Below are 14,670 nucleotides of genomic sequence, written 5' to 3' on the forward strand. Positions count from 1 at the left end.
TCCGTTGTTTCACAGCCGGTTTCTGTCATATTTTTCCGGTATTTGTTTACTAGATTCATAGTATGATTTCTCCTTTCCGTGGCCACAATGAGGATAGAAAAGGAAAGGGGAGTTTTAAACATGAAAAGATCAAAAAAATCGCTAATGACTATACTATTCCTATCGCTGATCGCGATGCTGCTGTTTTTTGAAACCCAAACGAAGGTGGCCGATGCCACCATGAATGCCTCTGCTAAAATTCCAAGTGATGCCATCAGGCTACGGATTCTGGCAAACAGTGACGCGGAAAAAGATCAGGCACTGAAAAGGAGAATCCGGGATAAAGTGAACGAACAGATCACAACCTGGGTGGGTGGCCTGGATTCACATGATCAGGCTGAAAAAGTGATCCGAAAACATTTGCCTGAAGTTGAAAACGTGGTAAAGTCCTACTTGAAAGATGCCGGGCTCAACATTCCCTACAAAGTTCAATTCAACAATCATGTCGCCTTCCCGACAAAAATGTACGGAAATAATATCTACCCTGCCGGAAAGTATGAAGCGGTCCTCATTACACTTGGTAAAGGTAAAGGAGCCAATTGGTGGTGTGTATTGTTTCCGCCTCTATGTTTCCTTGATTTTGAAAACGGAGACGCGGTTAAAGCAGATCAGAAGGGTGTAAAGGAAGTAGCCTCAGGAACTGCTCAGGACGTACCCGTTGTTCAAAAGCCTGAGGAAGAAAAAATAGAAGTTAAATTCTTTCTGGCAGACTTCTTTACCACCATCGCAGATAAGATCGGGAGTCTTTTCTCTTAAAAGCCCTGCATAACTTTCATGGTTGTTTCATAGACTTTTATAAAAAATGCTAGAGGGGTGAACACCATGACAATTCGTTTACGGGCGGCTATGCCGCATGAAGCAGGAAGTCTCGGTGACCTGGTAAAGCAGGCAGGTCTCGGAACGGACGGGATCAGAGAGGGAATCGAGAACTATCTGGTTGTGGAAAATGATGAAGGAGATACGATCGGAACAGTGGGCCTGGAAAGAGTTGGCCAGGACGGGCTGCTGCGTTCCTTCGTCATCAAGAAAGAATATTCGAATGAACAACTATTTCTGCGATTGATTCAAAGAATTTTGCTATACTGTAAGGAAAAAGGAGTGGAAACCCTGTATCTGCTTACGAAAGCTGTTCACCTTTTTGAGCCTTTATCGTTTCAGCCGGTAGCCGAAAAAGGAACTCCTTCCCATATTGAGAATACCGCCCACTACAAGAAAACAGCTGAAAAAGATGTTGTACTCCTGTACTGCACCTTGAATGACAAATGATTATCCACAAGTTATGCACATTTCTGGAGCGTTTGTGTATAACTTGTGGATGATGTTCGAAATGAGCGTCAGAACACAGATTGGGCGGTTTGAAAGGATTTTTCACATGATAGAGTATAAAACCGAAGTATGGTCTGTGGATAAAAAAATGGATGAAGAAAAAGAATATCCACAAATTACGCAAGCTTCCTTGTGGATAAAGAAAAATGAAGTGGTGGCGTTCCCTACAGAAACAGTATATGGACTTGGAGGAAACGCGCTCAGTGATGAAGCCATCGAGAAAATTTTCCGGGCAAAGGGAAGACCGAGTGATAATCCGCTGATTGTTCATATCGCAAGTACTGAACAGCTTGAGGGGATTGTTGCTTCCATCCCGGAACGTGCAAAAAAACTGATGGATGCGTTCTGGCCGGGTCCCCTGACACTGGTTCTGCCCAAGGGAGAGGATGTGGCCGGCCGGGTGACAGCGGGGTTATCCACAGTGGGTGTTCGTATGCCTGATCATCCCGTTGCCATGAAACTGATCAAGGAATGCGGCCTTCCGCTGGCGGCTCCCAGCGCCAATGTCTCTGGAAGGCCTTCTCCAACGACTGCCCAGCATGTTTATGAGGATTTAAAAGGTAGAATCCCTGGTATTCTGGACGGAGGGGCAACAGGGGTCGGTGTGGAATCCACAGTGGTCGACTGCACGGCCGAAACACTTGTCATCCTTCGCCCGGGAGGAGTCACAAAAGAGCAGCTTGAAGAGGCGGCGGGTGAAACATCCATGGATCCTGGACTCCTCAATGAGAAGGAAGCACCCAAATCTCCGGGCATGAAATACACGCATTATGCGCCGGATGCTCCACTTTATCTTGTGGATGGCTCTCCTGCGTTTTTGCAGGAGCTTGTGGACAAGCAAAAAGAAGCAGGGCGAAAAATCGGAGTTCTCACTTCAGAAGAAAATGCATCCTTTTATCAGGCAGATACGATTATTCCGTGCGGGTCACGTGAAAAGCTGGAAAGTGTCGCACATCATCTGTACGACGCTTTGCGGGCGTTTAACGAGAGTGATGTGGATATCATTTATGGAGAAGTGTTCCCGAAAAAGGGCGTAGGTGCAGCCATTATGAACAGGCTTGAGAAATCGGCAGGCGGACAGATCATTAAAGAATAGAGCAAAGAAGAACAGGACAGCTGACTGTCCTGTTTATTTATGGTCAGACAATAAAGAGGCGCCCTCCTGATCGATCGAGAGCATGGGAAGCACCACTTTAAAGGTGCTGCCTTGTCCCAGCTCGCTCTTCACGTGGATCCTCCCGCCATGGTCCTCAATAATCTTATAGCAGACCATAAGGCCGAGCCCTGTCCCTTTCTCTTTTGTTGTATAAAAGGGTTCACCGAGTGAAGGGAGCTTATCAGAAGGAATTCCGCACCCTTCATCCGCAAACGACACCACCAGATCGTTCTCTTTCCGTTCAATGGAAATAAACACGTTTCCGCCATCCGGCATCGCTTCTATCGCATTTTTCAGCAGATTGATAAATACCTGTTTAAGCTGGTTGTCCACACTGGAGATTACAGGCAGATCATCCTCTGCTTTAAAATAAATCTGCACGTTCATCAATATGGCCTGTGTTTCAATCAGTGAGATGACATGGCGCATCAGTTCAGTGATGTTGGTCGGCACGAGATTCATAACCTGCGGCTTGGCCAAGACCATAAATTCGCTGACAATGGAATTGATCCTGTCAATTTCAGAGAGCATGATTTCATAGTACTCATAGTCATTCTCTGCTTTCGATTCAAGCAGCTGCAAGAACCCTTTTATAGAGGTTAAAGGGTTGCGGATCTCATGGGCGACACCAGCAGCCAGCTGGCCCAGAACAGAAAGCTTATCGGATTTTCTAAGCATTTCTTCTGTTTTTTTCCGCTCGGTGAGATCTCTGGATACAACCACGACGCTTTCCACATGGCCTTTTTCATTGATGACTGGTGTTGCGTTTGTTTCCAATACAACATAGGAACCATCGTTATGTTTCCAGCGAGCTTCATATTTTACAGGCTGTCTCGATTGGACCATGCGGCGCATGAGGAGAGTTACCCGTTTTTTGTCATCTTCATGCAGGAAATCAATGGCATTTTTTCCTAGATGATCTGCAGGATCCACACCTAAAATCATCTTGTTGGAAGGTGAGGAGTATGTGACCTTCCCCTGCCTGTCGGATGTTGCGATTAAATCCATCGTATTTTCGGCAATGATGCGGTATTTTTCTTCGCTCTCACGCAAGGCTTTTTCCTGTCGTTTTTTTTCAGTGATATCACGCGAAATACCCGAGTATGCGTGTACTCGGCCGTTTTGATCAAATATGGGAAACAGCGTGACACTCGAGTTTAGCAGGGATCCATCTTTGCGCTGACAAACCATCTCGTGGCCTATAATGGGAATTCCCTTTTTCACCGTCTGGATCATCTGCAGTGATTCCTGTAAATATTGATCAAGGACAATAGGGAAAATCGGGCTTCTGCAGTCCCTTAATTCTTCCTCTGTCCACCCGAACGTTTTTTCAAAAGCGGGGTTCAGCTTGATCGTTTGTTTATCGAAATCATAGATGGCGATCATGTCTGCGGAATGAGTAAACAGCGACTCCAGTTTTTCTTTTGTTTCCCTCAGTTCGGCTTCCTGCTTCTTCTTTTCCGTAATATCCTTTCCGATACAATACAGTCCCAGTACGTCATCGCTTACGATAATCGGTGTGATGGTCAGATTTACAAACCGAATTTCTCCGTCTTTTCTTTTCATCTTCATATCGTATGTTTTGGGAGTGCCTTTAAGGGCCTCCTCAAAATCTTGGACTGATTTTTCCAGATGTTCTTCCATCAGCAGGGGATGAAAGGTCATGCTGAGCAGTTCTTTCCCCGTGTAGCCGGTAAGAAGTTCTGCAGCCGGATTGACGGTCGTAAACTTCCCTTGGGAATCAAGGGAAAATAGTGCATCGATGTTATGCTCGATCAGCGAGCGGAACCTTTGCTCACTTTCTTCCAGCTGCCTCTCCATCATAACCCTATGGATCAGATCGATGCTTAAGCCCCGTACCTCGACGACTTTTCCATTTTCAAAGACTGGATTTAACGATACGAGGAATGGGACATTGTTCAGTTGGGCTTCATATGTAATATGCTCTCCCTTCCAGGCCTGTTCGTAACAATCCATTTTAAAGGCGGCGAGCTCTTTCGGAAAAATTTCTTCAGGCGTCTTTCCGATCACCCATTCTTCTGTATAGCCCAATGAGTCAGAGAGTTCACCGCTGCACTCGGTCATCACGAAAGTTTCGCCTGATTTAATAAACTTGAACGTCATGCTCTGCTGTTTTGTAATCTCCATTCGGTGTGCTTTCTTTTTTGATTCAGCAACTGCCGGATGAATCGATTTCCCGTTTTCAGCCATGAAAATTTCCCCTCCGATTCTTCCCGTTTTTCTATAACCTTTATTTACGGTAAAAAAAACTATATCCCTGCTAATGTCGAAAATTGCTTTATATTTGGTTTTTTCGAAGAACGGAAACGTCGATTCTAATCAATGGCGGACGTGCATAAGGTTGTACTAGCGGAGTTAGGGGGAAAGTAAATGGACGTCGTAACAATCGGTGAATGGCTGACGCTGTGGCTCATGTCTTTTGCTCTTGGTATGGATGCTTTTTCTATTGGGATCGGCATGGGAATGCTGCAATTAAGGCTGAGGCAGATTGTGAAAATAGGAGTAGTCATCGGACTGTTTCATATTGGGATGCCTCTTGCAGGACTATTGCTTGGCAAGCAGATTTCTTCTCACTTTGGGGGCATTGCAGTCATCATCGGCGGTTGTTTGCTGCTCCTTCTTGGTTTGCAGATGATCCATTCTTCATTCAAGCCTGAGAATGAGCCGTTTGTGAATCCTGTCGGGTTTGGTCTGCTGCTTTTTGCTGTGAGCGCCAGCCTGGATAGTTTCTCTGTTGGACTAAGTCTGGGAATTTACGGAGCCCGTACGTTTCTCACCATATTCATGTTCGGAATCATGAGCATGCTGCTGACATGGGGAGGTCTGATGATGGGTAGAAAAGTTCAAAAGTGGCTCGGATCCTACAGTGAAGCGCTCGGCGGATTGATTCTGCTTGCTTTTGGGATCAAGCTCCTGCTTCCCTTATAATGCTGAAACAATAAATGAACGATTGGCATTGAGCCAATCTTTTTTTATACTTGTAAATAAAGACATTGAAGCTGAGGGTGGGAAATCATGAAAAAGATCTTATTTGTCTGTACAGGAAATACGTGCCGAAGTCCGATGGCGGCTGCATTGCTTAAATACCTGGGAAAAGGAAAAGTTGAAGTAAGGTCAGCTGGCGTCTTTGCCGCAGAGGGGGCAGGGGCGAGCACCCATGCGGTGACGGCGATGTCGGAAAAAGGCATCCCATTCAAACATGAATCCAAACCCTTAACTGAAACACTTGTCCGTTGGGCCGACCTTGTCCTGACGATGACAGAAAGCCATAAACATACGGTTTGCCATCAATATCCGGAGGCTGTGGAGAAAGCATACACACTTAAAGAATACATCTATCAAAACGATGACTATGAAAAGCAGCTTTCAGAGCTTCATCAGGCGTATGCTGAAATTGAAACAATAAGAGCTTTCTATAAAAATAAATGGGATCAGGCCGATACTAATGACAAGCAAGCGGTTCAGGAGAAATTTGAAGCTGATATTCAGCCTTTCAAAAAAAAAATTATCTCGCTGGAAAACAGCTTGCCTTCCCTGGACATCATTGACCCGTTTGGCGGAAGTATCGATCTTTATCGCGAGACGAGAGCCGAGCTTGAAAGCCTCATTGAAAAACTCATAAAAAAGATTTAAACAGAGATGGCCTCTTCATATTTCCGTTATCACCGGTTTAATCGGTTGAAACAATGTAAAATTCAATTTAAAATTGAAGTAGAATACGGAAATATACAGGAGGATCAGATGAGAGTAGCGATTGGTTCAGACCATGCAGGAGTAGAGCTTCGTCAGGAAATTGTGAGCATGATGCAGGAGATGGGCATGGATGTAAAAGATATGGGCTGTGAATGCAGCACCTCGGTAGATTATCCGGATTACGCCATTCCCGTAGCGGAAATGGTGGCAAGCGGAGAGGCTGATCGGGGCATATTAATCTGCGGTACGGGAATAGGTATGAGTATAGCGGCAAACAAAGTAAAAGGAATCCGCTGTGCCCTTGTGCACGATTTGTTCAGCGCCAAAGCGACACGCCTGCACAATGACAGCAACGTGCTGGCGATGGGTGAACGGGTCATCGGACCTGGACTGGCTTTGGAAATTGCAAAGGTATGGCTGACGACAGAATATGAAGGCGGCCGCCACAGCAAACGAGTCGGAAAAATTTCTGATTATGAAGCGCAGGGTGCAAAATAGGCGGAAGTACCGCAACGAAAGGGTGACAGAAGAGGCTGGACGCTGATTCTCACCTCAAAAGAAGGGACGATTCAACCAATGAGTGACCAGCTGCAAACTGTTGAGAAGCAGGTCTTTCATGCACTATCTGATTTGCAAAAACAAGCCCAGTTAAAGCCGGGACAGCTGCTGGTCGTAGGGGCCAGTACGAGTGAAGTAACCGGAGGGAAAATTGGCACTTCCGGAACGATGGAAGCGGCTCAAGCTCTTTATAACGGGGTAAAAACCTTTCAGGAAGAAAGTCAGGTCGCTCTTGCCTTTCAATGCTGTGAGCATTTGAACAGAGCACTTGTGATGGAGCGTGAGATCGCTGACAGGCTTCGATATGAAGAAGTCCGGGTTGTGCCTGCGCGTTCGGCAGGCGGCGCACTCGCCACCTATGCCTTCCATCATCTAAATGATCCAGTCGTCGTCGAATACATTAAAGCAGATGCCGGAATTGATATCGGGGATACCTTTATCGGCATGCATCTGAAGCATGTTGCTGTACCCGTAAGAACGGAAGTAAAAAGCATCGGGGAAGCCCACGTTACCCTCGCCAAAACAAGGCCAAAGCTGATTGGCGGAGAGCGTGCTGTATATCCATCCAAGGAAGACATCCGCTGCTTTTAATAGATAAAGAAAAAAACCGCCTGTAGAAGGGCGGTTTTTTTTGTACTGGAGCGGGTGGTTTTTTATGAAAATGATGGGTTTTGCAAGTATTTGAAGCATTTTTGCAAGTAAGTGGGCGGTTTTCGCAAGTAAACGCAGAGTTTCCGCAAGTAAACCATGTCGAACCGCAAGTAAAAGTATCAATTCCGCAAGTAATTCTTCCCATCTGCAGTTTCTTGTTAGAACTTCTTCTCCGAAATCGCCGACCGCATGCGCTGCAGCGATTTTTTTGCTTCTTCCTTGCCAGCCATCATCACATTCACATAGAGTGCATCGATAATACTGAGCTGTGCAATCCGGGAAGAGAGTGCTTCAGACCGGAATTCAGTCTCCCTCGAGATCGTATGCAGGGAGATATCAGCCTTCTCACTGAGCGGAGACTTTGCATAATCGGTAAGCGAGATGGTGCGGCAGCCGTTCTCTTTCGCCACCCTCATGACGTGCAGCAAATCCTTATTTGTTCCGGAATGGGAGATAAAGAGAGCCACATCCCGCTTCGTCAGCTGGGAGGCAGACATCAGCTGAAAGTGCGTATCGGTATAAGCGATGCTTGGTTTGCCGGTACGGATAAATTTATGATGAGCGTCCATAGCGATGATGCCTGATCCGCCGTTTCCGTAGAATTCGATCTTTTGAGCGGCGAGCAGGCAATCGACAGCCGCCTGAAAACTTTTTTCATCCAGCATCTGCCGGGTATCTTCGAGTGTGCCGATGTTAGATTGAAATACTTTTTCGGCGATCTGGGCAGGTGTGTCGCTTTCTAATATGGTCTCATGGATATCCTGAAGCGGGCCGACAATATCAGAGGCAAGTGCAATTTTTAATGCTTGAAATCCCTTGAAGCCCAGCCTTTTACAAAACCGGAAGACCGTCGCATCCGCTACCTCCAAGTGATCAGCCACTTCATTAATGCTCGAGTGGATGATATTTTGAGGATCCTCCAATATAAAGTCAGCAATCTTTTTTTCTTTTTCGCTTAATATGCCATAAGAAGAGCGAATTTTGGATAAACAGTTTGAAGCTGCCATGTTCGTTCTTCCTTTCTTGTACCGTGACGTTTGGCTCTATCATAATATGAAATTTATTTTCTTGTAAACGGAAAAAATTTTAGTATATAATAGCGATGGAAGAAAAAAATTTTCACAAACCGTAATCATGGTTTGTTTGAAAGGGGCATTTATAAATGCAAATCGGAATGATCGGCCTAGGTAAAATGGGTTACAATCTTGTTCTTAATCTGCTCGACCACAACCATGAGGTAGTAGCGACAGACGTGAACAAAGAACAGGTGAAAAATATTACGAACGATGGAGCAACAGGCGTTGAATCGATCAAAGAACTAGTCAGCGGACTAAGCACACCGCGTGTGGTTTGGATGATGGTACCTGCGGGAAACATAACGGAAGATGTTCTTGCTGAACTGAAAAACGTATTGGAGCCTGGAGATATTGTGATCGACGGCGGAAACTCCAACTATAAAGATACACTGCGGCGTGCAGAAGAGTTAAAAGAAAAAGAGCTTCACTTTGTCGATGTAGGGACAAGCGGAGGCACTGACGGAGCACGAAACGGTGCTTGTACAATGATCGGTGCAGAGCCTGAAGTATTTGAAATCATCGAACCGATTTTCAAAGATCTTTCCGTGGAAAACGGCTACCTCTATACAGGAAAAGTCGGAAGCGGACATTTCTTGAAAATGGTTCATAACGGCATCGAGTACGGTATGATGCAGGCGATCGCTGAAGGATTCGAAGTTCTTGAGAAAAGCCAGTTTGATTATGACTATGAAGCGGTTGCGAAAATGTGGAACCACGGTTCAGTTGTCCGCTCTTGGCTCATGGAGCTGACTCAGAGCGCATTCTCCAAAGATCCTAAGCTTGAAGGCATTAAAGGTGTGATGAACTCTTCTGGAGAAGGAAAATGGACAGTGGAAGCTGCCCTGGACCTTCAAGTTCCAGCACCGGTTATCGCTCTTTCCCTCATGATGCGCTACCGTTCACTTGAGGACGATACGTTCACAGGCAAGGTAGTAGCTGCTCTTCGCAATGAATTCGGCGGGCACGCAGTGGTAAAAAAATAATTTCAAGCAAAGGGGGTGACTTATTGTAATAGTGTCACCCTCTCTTTTTGATGTCTAGCTCAGCGCCCAGGATGAAAACATGTTCTTGTTTTCAGCATAGGTTCTCGATAGATGAAAAGTATGATCTTCTTTTCATCATTGGTCGCTTCACTCTTACCCCTCAACACAAAAAGCGTGTTGCTGTATAAGAGTTCCAGCGCTTGTCGAACCTTAGCAGGGCGCTTGCGCTTTTCTTTTTATCATGTAATTTCAAACGGACTTCGTTACATACTAAGCTATAGACAGGCAAGTGTAAGATCGGAAAGGATGGTAGGTATGGATTCAAAAAAGTACTTGATGGGTGTGGACATCGGGACAACGAGTACGAAAGCAGTGATATTTGACCGAAAAGGAGCTGTCATTTCTCAGCATACAGTGGGCTATCCGCTGTTAAGTCCAACGCCGTCTACAGCAGAGCAGGAGCCGGAAGAAATTTTGAGAGCCGTATTTACCTGTATTAAACAAAATATGGCAGAGAGTCTCGTTTCTCCGGATGATCTGGAGCTGATCTCATTCAGTTCAGCGATGCATAGTGTCATTGCAGTGGATGCCAAGGGGAATGCACTGACGAAGAGTATCACGTGGGCGGATAACAGAAGTGCTTCCTATGCCGAAAAAATTAAGGAAGAACTGAACGGCCATGAAGTTTACTTAAGAACAGGTACACCGATCCACCCGATGTCGCCGCTGTCAAAGCTTCTCTGGATGAAGCATGAACTGAATGAAGCCTATACGCTTGCACATAAGTTCATCGGGATCAAAGAGTATGTGTTTTACAAGCTTTTCGGAGAGTTTCTTATCGACTACTCCATCGCATCATCAACAGGAATGATGAACCTTGAAAAGCTGGAATGGGATGAGGAAGCATTGAGCATTGCCGGCATTACGAGTGAAAAACTTTCCACGCTTGTTCCGACTACCCAAGTTGTAAAAGGGCTTGCGCCTGAACTTGCCGAGAAACTGGGCTTACGCACGGAAACTCCGTTTATTATTGGAGCCAGTGACGGCGTGCTTTCCAACCTTGGTGTTAACGCGATTGAACCGGGTGTTGTTGCGGTTACGATCGGGACAAGCGGTGCCATCCGTACGGTCAGTGACAGGCCGATCACCGACCAGAAAGGCCGGACGTTCTGTTATGCGCTGACAGATAAACATTGGGTGATCGGGGGACCTGTAAACAACGGCGGCATGACGTTCCGGTGGGTCAGAGACCAGTTCGGTGCCGCTGAAGCAGAAACAGCAAAGCGCCTTGGAGTCGATCCTTACGAGATGCTGACTGAGATCGCAAAAAAGGTCTCTCCCGGAGCCGACGGGCTTTTATTTCACCCGTACATGGCAGGAGAACGAGCGCCGCTCTGGAACGCCAATGCGCGCGGCTCATTCTTTGGGCTTGCTCTCTACCATAAAAAAGAGCATATGATCCGGGCGGTGCTCGAAGGAGTTATTTTCAACCTTTACAGTGTCTTGCTCGCTCTTCAGGAATTAATCGGGATTCCAAAAGGGGTGCAGGCGACTGGCGGGTTTGCCCGTTCTGCTCTTTGGCGGCAGATGATGGCTGACATCTTCAATCAAGATGTGACGATTCCTGAGAGTTTCGAAAGCTCTTGTCTCGGGGCGGTCATCCTTGGATTGTATGCATTAGAAGAAATTGATGATTTCTCCATCGTATCCGAGATGGTCGGCAGCACGTATCAGCACAAGCCAAACCCTGAAAACGTCGATACGTATCAGGAGCTGATGTCCATCTTCCTATCCGTCTCACGGAGCCTGGAGGATGAGTATAAACAGATTGCCGATTTCCAAAGAAAAAGGCTGGAACAATAACCGTAAGGAGGAGCTGTTCAGAAAGTCATAGTAAACTGACCTTCTGGCAGCTCCTTTGTTTAGAAAGGCATCTTCTTTGATTAGTTGATTGGAGTGGAAGGTGCGAGACTCCCGCGGGATGAGCGTGACAGGTGAAACCCGCAGGCGCAAGCGCCGAGGGGTTCAGCGCACGCCCCGCGGAAAGCGAGCTGCCTGGAACGGAAATTAACTGCTGCCAGATAGACATCCTGTTTCTATGCTTGCTAACGGCTTATTGGACAGCTCCTACTTACCTGAAAAAATGGAAGCGGCTACTCTTTTTTAAATTAAAAGAGACGTAACAAATCCCCGGAAGGCTATGTTACAATGGGTTTGAATTAAGGACTTTTACACGAAGGGGATGCGCACACTTGGAAAAGCTAGCTGTTCAAGATCAAGAAGTTTTTGCTGCTATACAGGACGAACTAGGCCGTCAGCGGAATAAGATTGAGCTTATTGCATCAGAAAACTTTGTAAGTCAGGCGGTAATGGAGGCTCAAGGATCCGTACTGACCAACAAGTACGCGGAAGGATATCCTGGACGCCGTTATTACGGAGGATGCGAATATGTTGACGTAGCTGAGGATTTAGCAAGAGACCGTGCCAAGAAAATCTTTGGAGCGGAACATGTCAACGTTCAGCCTCATTCCGGTGCACAGGCGAATATGGCTGTGTATTTTACCGTATTGGAGCCAGGTGACACTGTCCTCGGAATGAATCTATCACACGGAGGGCATTTGACTCACGGAAGCCCAGTTAACTTTTCCGGCGTTTTGTACAATTTTGTTGAGTACGGGGTGGACAAAGAAACTCATCTCATCAACTATGAGGATGTCCGCCAAAAGGCACTTGAGCATAAGCCGAAAGTGATTGTGGCTGGTGCGAGTGCCTATCCAAGAGCTATTGATTTCAAAAAGTTCCGTGAGATTGCCGATGAAGCAGGAGCGTATCTCATGGTAGACATGGCGCATATCGCTGGGCTTGTGGCAGCGGGGCTTCATGAGAATCCGGTTCCTTACGCTGATTTTGTAACAACAACTACGCATAAAACATTGCGCGGCCCTCGCGGCGGAATGATTTTCTGTAAAGAAGAGTTTGCCAAGAAAATTGATAAATCCATTTTCCCTGGAATCCAGGGTGGACCCCTTATGCATGTCATTGCAGCTAAAGCTGTCGCATTTGGCGAAGCATTAAGCGAAGACTTTAAAACGTATGCCGGACAAATCATTGATAACGCAAAAAGGCTGGCTGATTCTCTTAAAAAAGAAGGAATCACGCTTGTGTCCGATGGCACAGACAATCATTTGATCCTGATTGACGTAAGCAAGCTCGGCATTACGGGCAAGATTGCTGAAAAAGCATTGGATGATGTCGGTATTACCGTAAACAAAAACACGATTCCATTCGATACTGAAAGCCCGTTTGTAACAAGCGGAATCCGTATCGGTACTGCTGCTGTTACATCCCGTGGCTTCGGACTTGAAGACATGGATGAAATTGCATCCCTGATCGCGCTTGTTGTTAAAAATCCTGAAGGTGAAGAAGCATTGAAGGAAGCAAGCGAGCGTGTAGCTGCTCTTGCCGGGAAGTATAAGCTGTACGAGTAAGAAAAGAGATGAAAGAAAAAGGCGCCCTTAAAGGCGTCTTTTTTTGTAGCTGGCTGTTTCGTAACCTTTGTTGCTCCTTAGGAGTGGTTGATTTCCGTTTCAGGATGCTCGCTTTTACCGGCGTAAACGCCTACTTTCGCGGGGCGTGCGTTAAGCCCCACGGCGCAAGCGCCTTTGGGTCTTACCTGTCACGCTACCCCCGCAGGACAAGGAAGGCTTCGGCAGCGTTATATCGCACGAAGAAAATGTGAAATTCATTTTCGAGGAGTCTCGCACCTTGCACTCGAATCAACTAAATGTTCCCAAAGCAACAATCTTTTAGAATAGCCCCCAAGTCTTTTACCTCAAAGGCGGGAGGTGATAGCTGGCGGTTCAATCACACCTCGCTTAAATTCCGTAAAGTTAAGAGAATGTTCATTTGTAAATTGCAGAAAACTTGTATACTCTTAAGGAGAATTGATCTGTGATTGAATAGTTAGTATATAAATTTAAGGTAGTAGAGGTGAAAAGATGGCTAAACAAAAACCAAAAGGAAAGAGCAAGGCAAAGTCTCAGACGAAGAACTATGTTCGAAACAAGAACCAGAAATCATCAAGCTGGATTTTCTGGATGATCGGTATTATTGCGTTAGGTATCATTGTCGTCTTGTTTGTGGGCAATCCTGGGGACAAGGGGAAAGACTCGAATCAAAATGTCTCGATTGATTATAAAGGGCAGCCTTACTTAGGTGATCAATCTGCTGATGTGAAGGTTATTGAATTTGGGGATTATAAATGCCCGATCTGCAAAAATTTCAACATGTCATTTTTCCCTGAAGTTGATAAAGACCTGATTAAAACAGGAAAAATAAAGTTTTATTTTATCAACTACCCGTTCATCAACGTAGATTCAAGGCGATCGGCACAGTTTGCGGAAACCGTGTATGCGGAACTAGGCAACGACAGCTTTTGGAAGTTCCACGAGCTCTTATATAAAAAGCAGCCCGCAGACCCAAAAGACGAACACCGGGATATCTTTAAAGAGGACTTCCTGGTGAAGACGCTGGCAGAAGCGACGTCTGAAAAAGATGCGGCCAAAGTGAAAAAGGCTTTCAGCAGCTCGAATCATGATGAGGACGTAAAGAAGGATGAGGCACTCGTAAGCAAGCTAAACGTGGACTCTACTCCGACACTCTTTGTAAACGGCAAAAGGTTTACAGGAAGCACGTACGGAGACTTTAAGAAACAAGTAGAAGAAGCAGCGAAAGGGAAGAAGTAAGATGAACAAGCCTTTGTTGCTGAGCTGGCTGACGGCCATCATCGCGGTCATCGGCTCACTTTACTTCAGTGAGGTCATGCATTACGTTCCGTGTACGTTTTGCTGGTACCAGAGGATCCTGATGTACCCGCTCGCCGTATTTCTCGGTGTGGCTTTCTACCATCAGGACAGCAGAATTGCCCGTTATGTGCTGCCTCTCTCTGTTTTAGGTATATTTGTGTCAGGCTATCACATCGCACTGCAAAAGATTCCGGCATTGCAGGAATTTGAAGTATGCACATCAGGTGTGCCTTGTTCGCAGGATTATATCAACTGGCTGGGCTTTATTACGATCCCGATGCTCGCCTTCACAGCCTTTGTGATCATTACAGTGAGCATGATCATATTGAGCAGAAAAGGATAACCGTCTTGCCGCAGGAGCT

15 protein-coding genes are annotated in these 14,670 nt (G+C 46.1%); 12 read left to right on the plus strand and 3 right to left on the minus strand.

Translation table 11 applies throughout. From position 1 onward, the window contains the following. Positions 1-120 precede the first annotated feature (120 nt). From spoIIR to AR335_RS17490, 3 genes are all read left to right on the plus strand, one after another. A complete protein-coding gene (spoIIR, locus tag AR335_RS17480) occupies positions 121-795 on the plus strand; it encodes a stage II sporulation protein R (RefSeq protein ID WP_062238291.1) in 675 nt (224 codons plus the stop codon). Between the two features lie 66 nt (positions 796-861). Then, a complete protein-coding gene (locus AR335_RS17485; protein WP_062238293.1) occupies positions 862-1,305 on the plus strand; it encodes a GNAT family N-acetyltransferase in 444 nt (147 codons plus the stop codon). 106 nt (positions 1,306-1,411) lie between these two features. After that, positions 1,412-2,461 carry an L-threonylcarbamoyladenylate synthase gene (locus AR335_RS17490; protein ID WP_062238491.1) on the plus strand — a complete coding sequence of 350 codons (1,050 nt, stop codon included), beginning with the start codon at positions 1,412-1,414 and terminating at the stop codon, positions 2,459-2,461. Positions 2,462-2,494: 33 nt separating this feature from the next. On the opposite strand, the gene AR335_RS17495 is transcribed toward AR335_RS17490, so the two are convergent. Continuing rightward, the gene (locus AR335_RS17495) at positions 2,495-4,732 is read right to left on the minus strand and encodes a PAS domain S-box protein (protein ID WP_062238295.1); all 2,238 of its coding nucleotides are present in this window, start codon (positions 4,730-4,732) and stop codon (positions 2,495-2,497) included. 180 nt (positions 4,733-4,912) lie between these two features. Here AR335_RS17495 and AR335_RS17500 point away from each other — a divergent pair, with 180 nt between their 5' ends. From AR335_RS17500 to AR335_RS17515, 4 genes are all read left to right on the plus strand, one after another. Further along, positions 4,913-5,470 carry a manganese efflux pump MntP family protein gene (locus AR335_RS17500; RefSeq protein WP_062238298.1) on the plus strand — a complete coding sequence of 186 codons (558 nt, stop codon included), beginning with the start codon at positions 4,913-4,915 and terminating at the stop codon, positions 5,468-5,470. A gap of 87 nt (positions 5,471-5,557) precedes the next feature. Beyond that, positions 5,558-6,175 (plus strand): low molecular weight protein arginine phosphatase, encoded by a 618-nt coding sequence (locus AR335_RS17505; RefSeq protein WP_062238300.1) that lies wholly within the window; start codon positions 5,558-5,560, stop codon positions 6,173-6,175. 108 nt (positions 6,176-6,283) lie between these two features. Next, positions 6,284-6,733, plus strand: coding sequence for a ribose 5-phosphate isomerase B (gene rpiB / locus AR335_RS17510; protein ID WP_053356459.1), 450 nt, complete (start codon positions 6,284-6,286; stop codon positions 6,731-6,733). Between the two features lie 78 nt (positions 6,734-6,811). Then, entirely contained in the window at positions 6,812-7,384 is a 573-nt protein-coding gene (locus AR335_RS17515) for a TIGR01440 family protein (protein ID WP_053356460.1), read from the plus strand. A gap of 218 nt (positions 7,385-7,602) precedes the next feature. Here the strand turns inward: AR335_RS17515 and AR335_RS17520 are convergent, their stop codons facing one another. Further along, complete coding sequence (locus tag AR335_RS17520) at positions 7,603-8,451, minus strand: MurR/RpiR family transcriptional regulator (RefSeq protein WP_062238301.1); 849 nt, start codon at positions 8,449-8,451, stop codon at positions 7,603-7,605. 155 nt (positions 8,452-8,606) lie between these two features. On the opposite strand from AR335_RS17520, the gene gnd reads away from it, so the two are divergent. Together gnd and gntK are read left to right on the plus strand one after the other, a co-directional pair. Further along, a complete protein-coding gene (gene gnd, locus AR335_RS17525) occupies positions 8,607-9,503 on the plus strand; it encodes a phosphogluconate dehydrogenase (NAD(+)-dependent, decarboxylating) (RefSeq protein ID WP_062238303.1) in 897 nt (298 codons plus the stop codon). A gap of 315 nt (positions 9,504-9,818) precedes the next feature. Further along, a complete protein-coding gene (gene gntK, locus AR335_RS17530) occupies positions 9,819-11,366 on the plus strand; it encodes a gluconokinase (RefSeq protein WP_062238305.1) in 1,548 nt (515 codons plus the stop codon). Positions 11,367-11,391: 25 nt separating this feature from the next. On the opposite strand, the gene AR335_RS24350 is transcribed toward gntK, so the two are convergent. Further along, on the minus strand, positions 11,392-11,592 hold the full coding sequence (locus AR335_RS24350) for a hypothetical protein (RefSeq protein WP_156419069.1): 201 nt from the start codon (positions 11,590-11,592) through the stop codon (positions 11,392-11,394). 163 nt (positions 11,593-11,755) lie between these two features. On the opposite strand from AR335_RS24350, the gene glyA reads away from it, so the two are divergent. The 3 genes from glyA to AR335_RS17545 all read left to right on the plus strand — a co-directional run bounded on the left by glyA (position 11,756) and on the right by AR335_RS17545 (position 14,651). Continuing rightward, a complete protein-coding gene (gene glyA / locus AR335_RS17535; RefSeq protein ID WP_062238307.1) occupies positions 11,756-12,991 on the plus strand; it encodes a serine hydroxymethyltransferase in 1,236 nt (411 codons plus the stop codon). A 510-nt stretch (positions 12,992-13,501) separates the two neighbouring features. After that, a complete protein-coding gene (locus AR335_RS17540) occupies positions 13,502-14,248 on the plus strand; it encodes a DsbA family protein (RefSeq protein ID WP_062238309.1) in 747 nt (248 codons plus the stop codon). 1 nt (position 14,249) lies between these two features. Further along, positions 14,250-14,651, plus strand: coding sequence for a disulfide oxidoreductase (locus AR335_RS17545; protein WP_062238312.1), 402 nt, complete (start codon positions 14,250-14,252; stop codon positions 14,649-14,651). The last annotated feature ends 19 nt before the right edge of the window (positions 14,652-14,670 follow it).

The sequence above is a fragment of the Fictibacillus sp. FJAT-27399 genome (assembly GCF_001510655.1).
Lineage (GTDB): Bacteria > Bacillota > Bacilli > Bacillales > Fictibacillaceae > Fictibacillus_C > Fictibacillus_C marinisediminis.

Bases quoted from the DNA above. Each gene is read 5' to 3' on its own strand.
- spoIIR (WP_062238291.1), top strand. From the start codon at position 121: ATGAAAAGATCAAAAAAATCGCTAATGACTATACTATTCCTATCGCTG.
- AR335_RS17485 (WP_062238293.1), top strand. From the start codon at position 862: ATGACAATTCGTTTACGGGCGGCTATGCCGCATGAAGCAGGAAGTCTC.
- AR335_RS17490 (WP_062238491.1), top strand. From the start codon at position 1,412: ATGATAGAGTATAAAACCGAAGTATGGTCTGTGGATAAAAAAATGGAT.
- AR335_RS17495 (WP_062238295.1), bottom strand. From the start codon at position 4,732: ATGGCTGAAAACGGGAAATCGATTCATCCGGCAGTTGCTGAATCAAAA.
- AR335_RS17500 (WP_062238298.1), top strand. From the start codon at position 4,913: ATGGACGTCGTAACAATCGGTGAATGGCTGACGCTGTGGCTCATGTCT.
- AR335_RS17505 (WP_062238300.1), top strand. From the start codon at position 5,558: ATGAAAAAGATCTTATTTGTCTGTACAGGAAATACGTGCCGAAGTCCG.
- rpiB (WP_053356459.1), top strand. From the start codon at position 6,284: ATGAGAGTAGCGATTGGTTCAGACCATGCAGGAGTAGAGCTTCGTCAG.
- AR335_RS17515 (WP_053356460.1), top strand. From the start codon at position 6,812: ATGAGTGACCAGCTGCAAACTGTTGAGAAGCAGGTCTTTCATGCACTA.
- AR335_RS17520 (WP_062238301.1), bottom strand. From the start codon at position 8,451: ATGGCAGCTTCAAACTGTTTATCCAAAATTCGCTCTTCTTATGGCATA.
- gnd (WP_062238303.1), top strand. From the start codon at position 8,607: ATGCAAATCGGAATGATCGGCCTAGGTAAAATGGGTTACAATCTTGTT.
- gntK (WP_062238305.1), top strand. From the start codon at position 9,819: ATGGATTCAAAAAAGTACTTGATGGGTGTGGACATCGGGACAACGAGT.
- AR335_RS24350 (WP_156419069.1), bottom strand. From the start codon at position 11,592: ATGTCTATCTGGCAGCAGTTAATTTCCGTTCCAGGCAGCTCGCTTTCC.
- AR335_RS17540 (WP_062238309.1), top strand. From the start codon at position 13,502: ATGGCTAAACAAAAACCAAAAGGAAAGAGCAAGGCAAAGTCTCAGACG.
- AR335_RS17545 (WP_062238312.1), top strand. From the start codon at position 14,250: ATGAACAAGCCTTTGTTGCTGAGCTGGCTGACGGCCATCATCGCGGTC.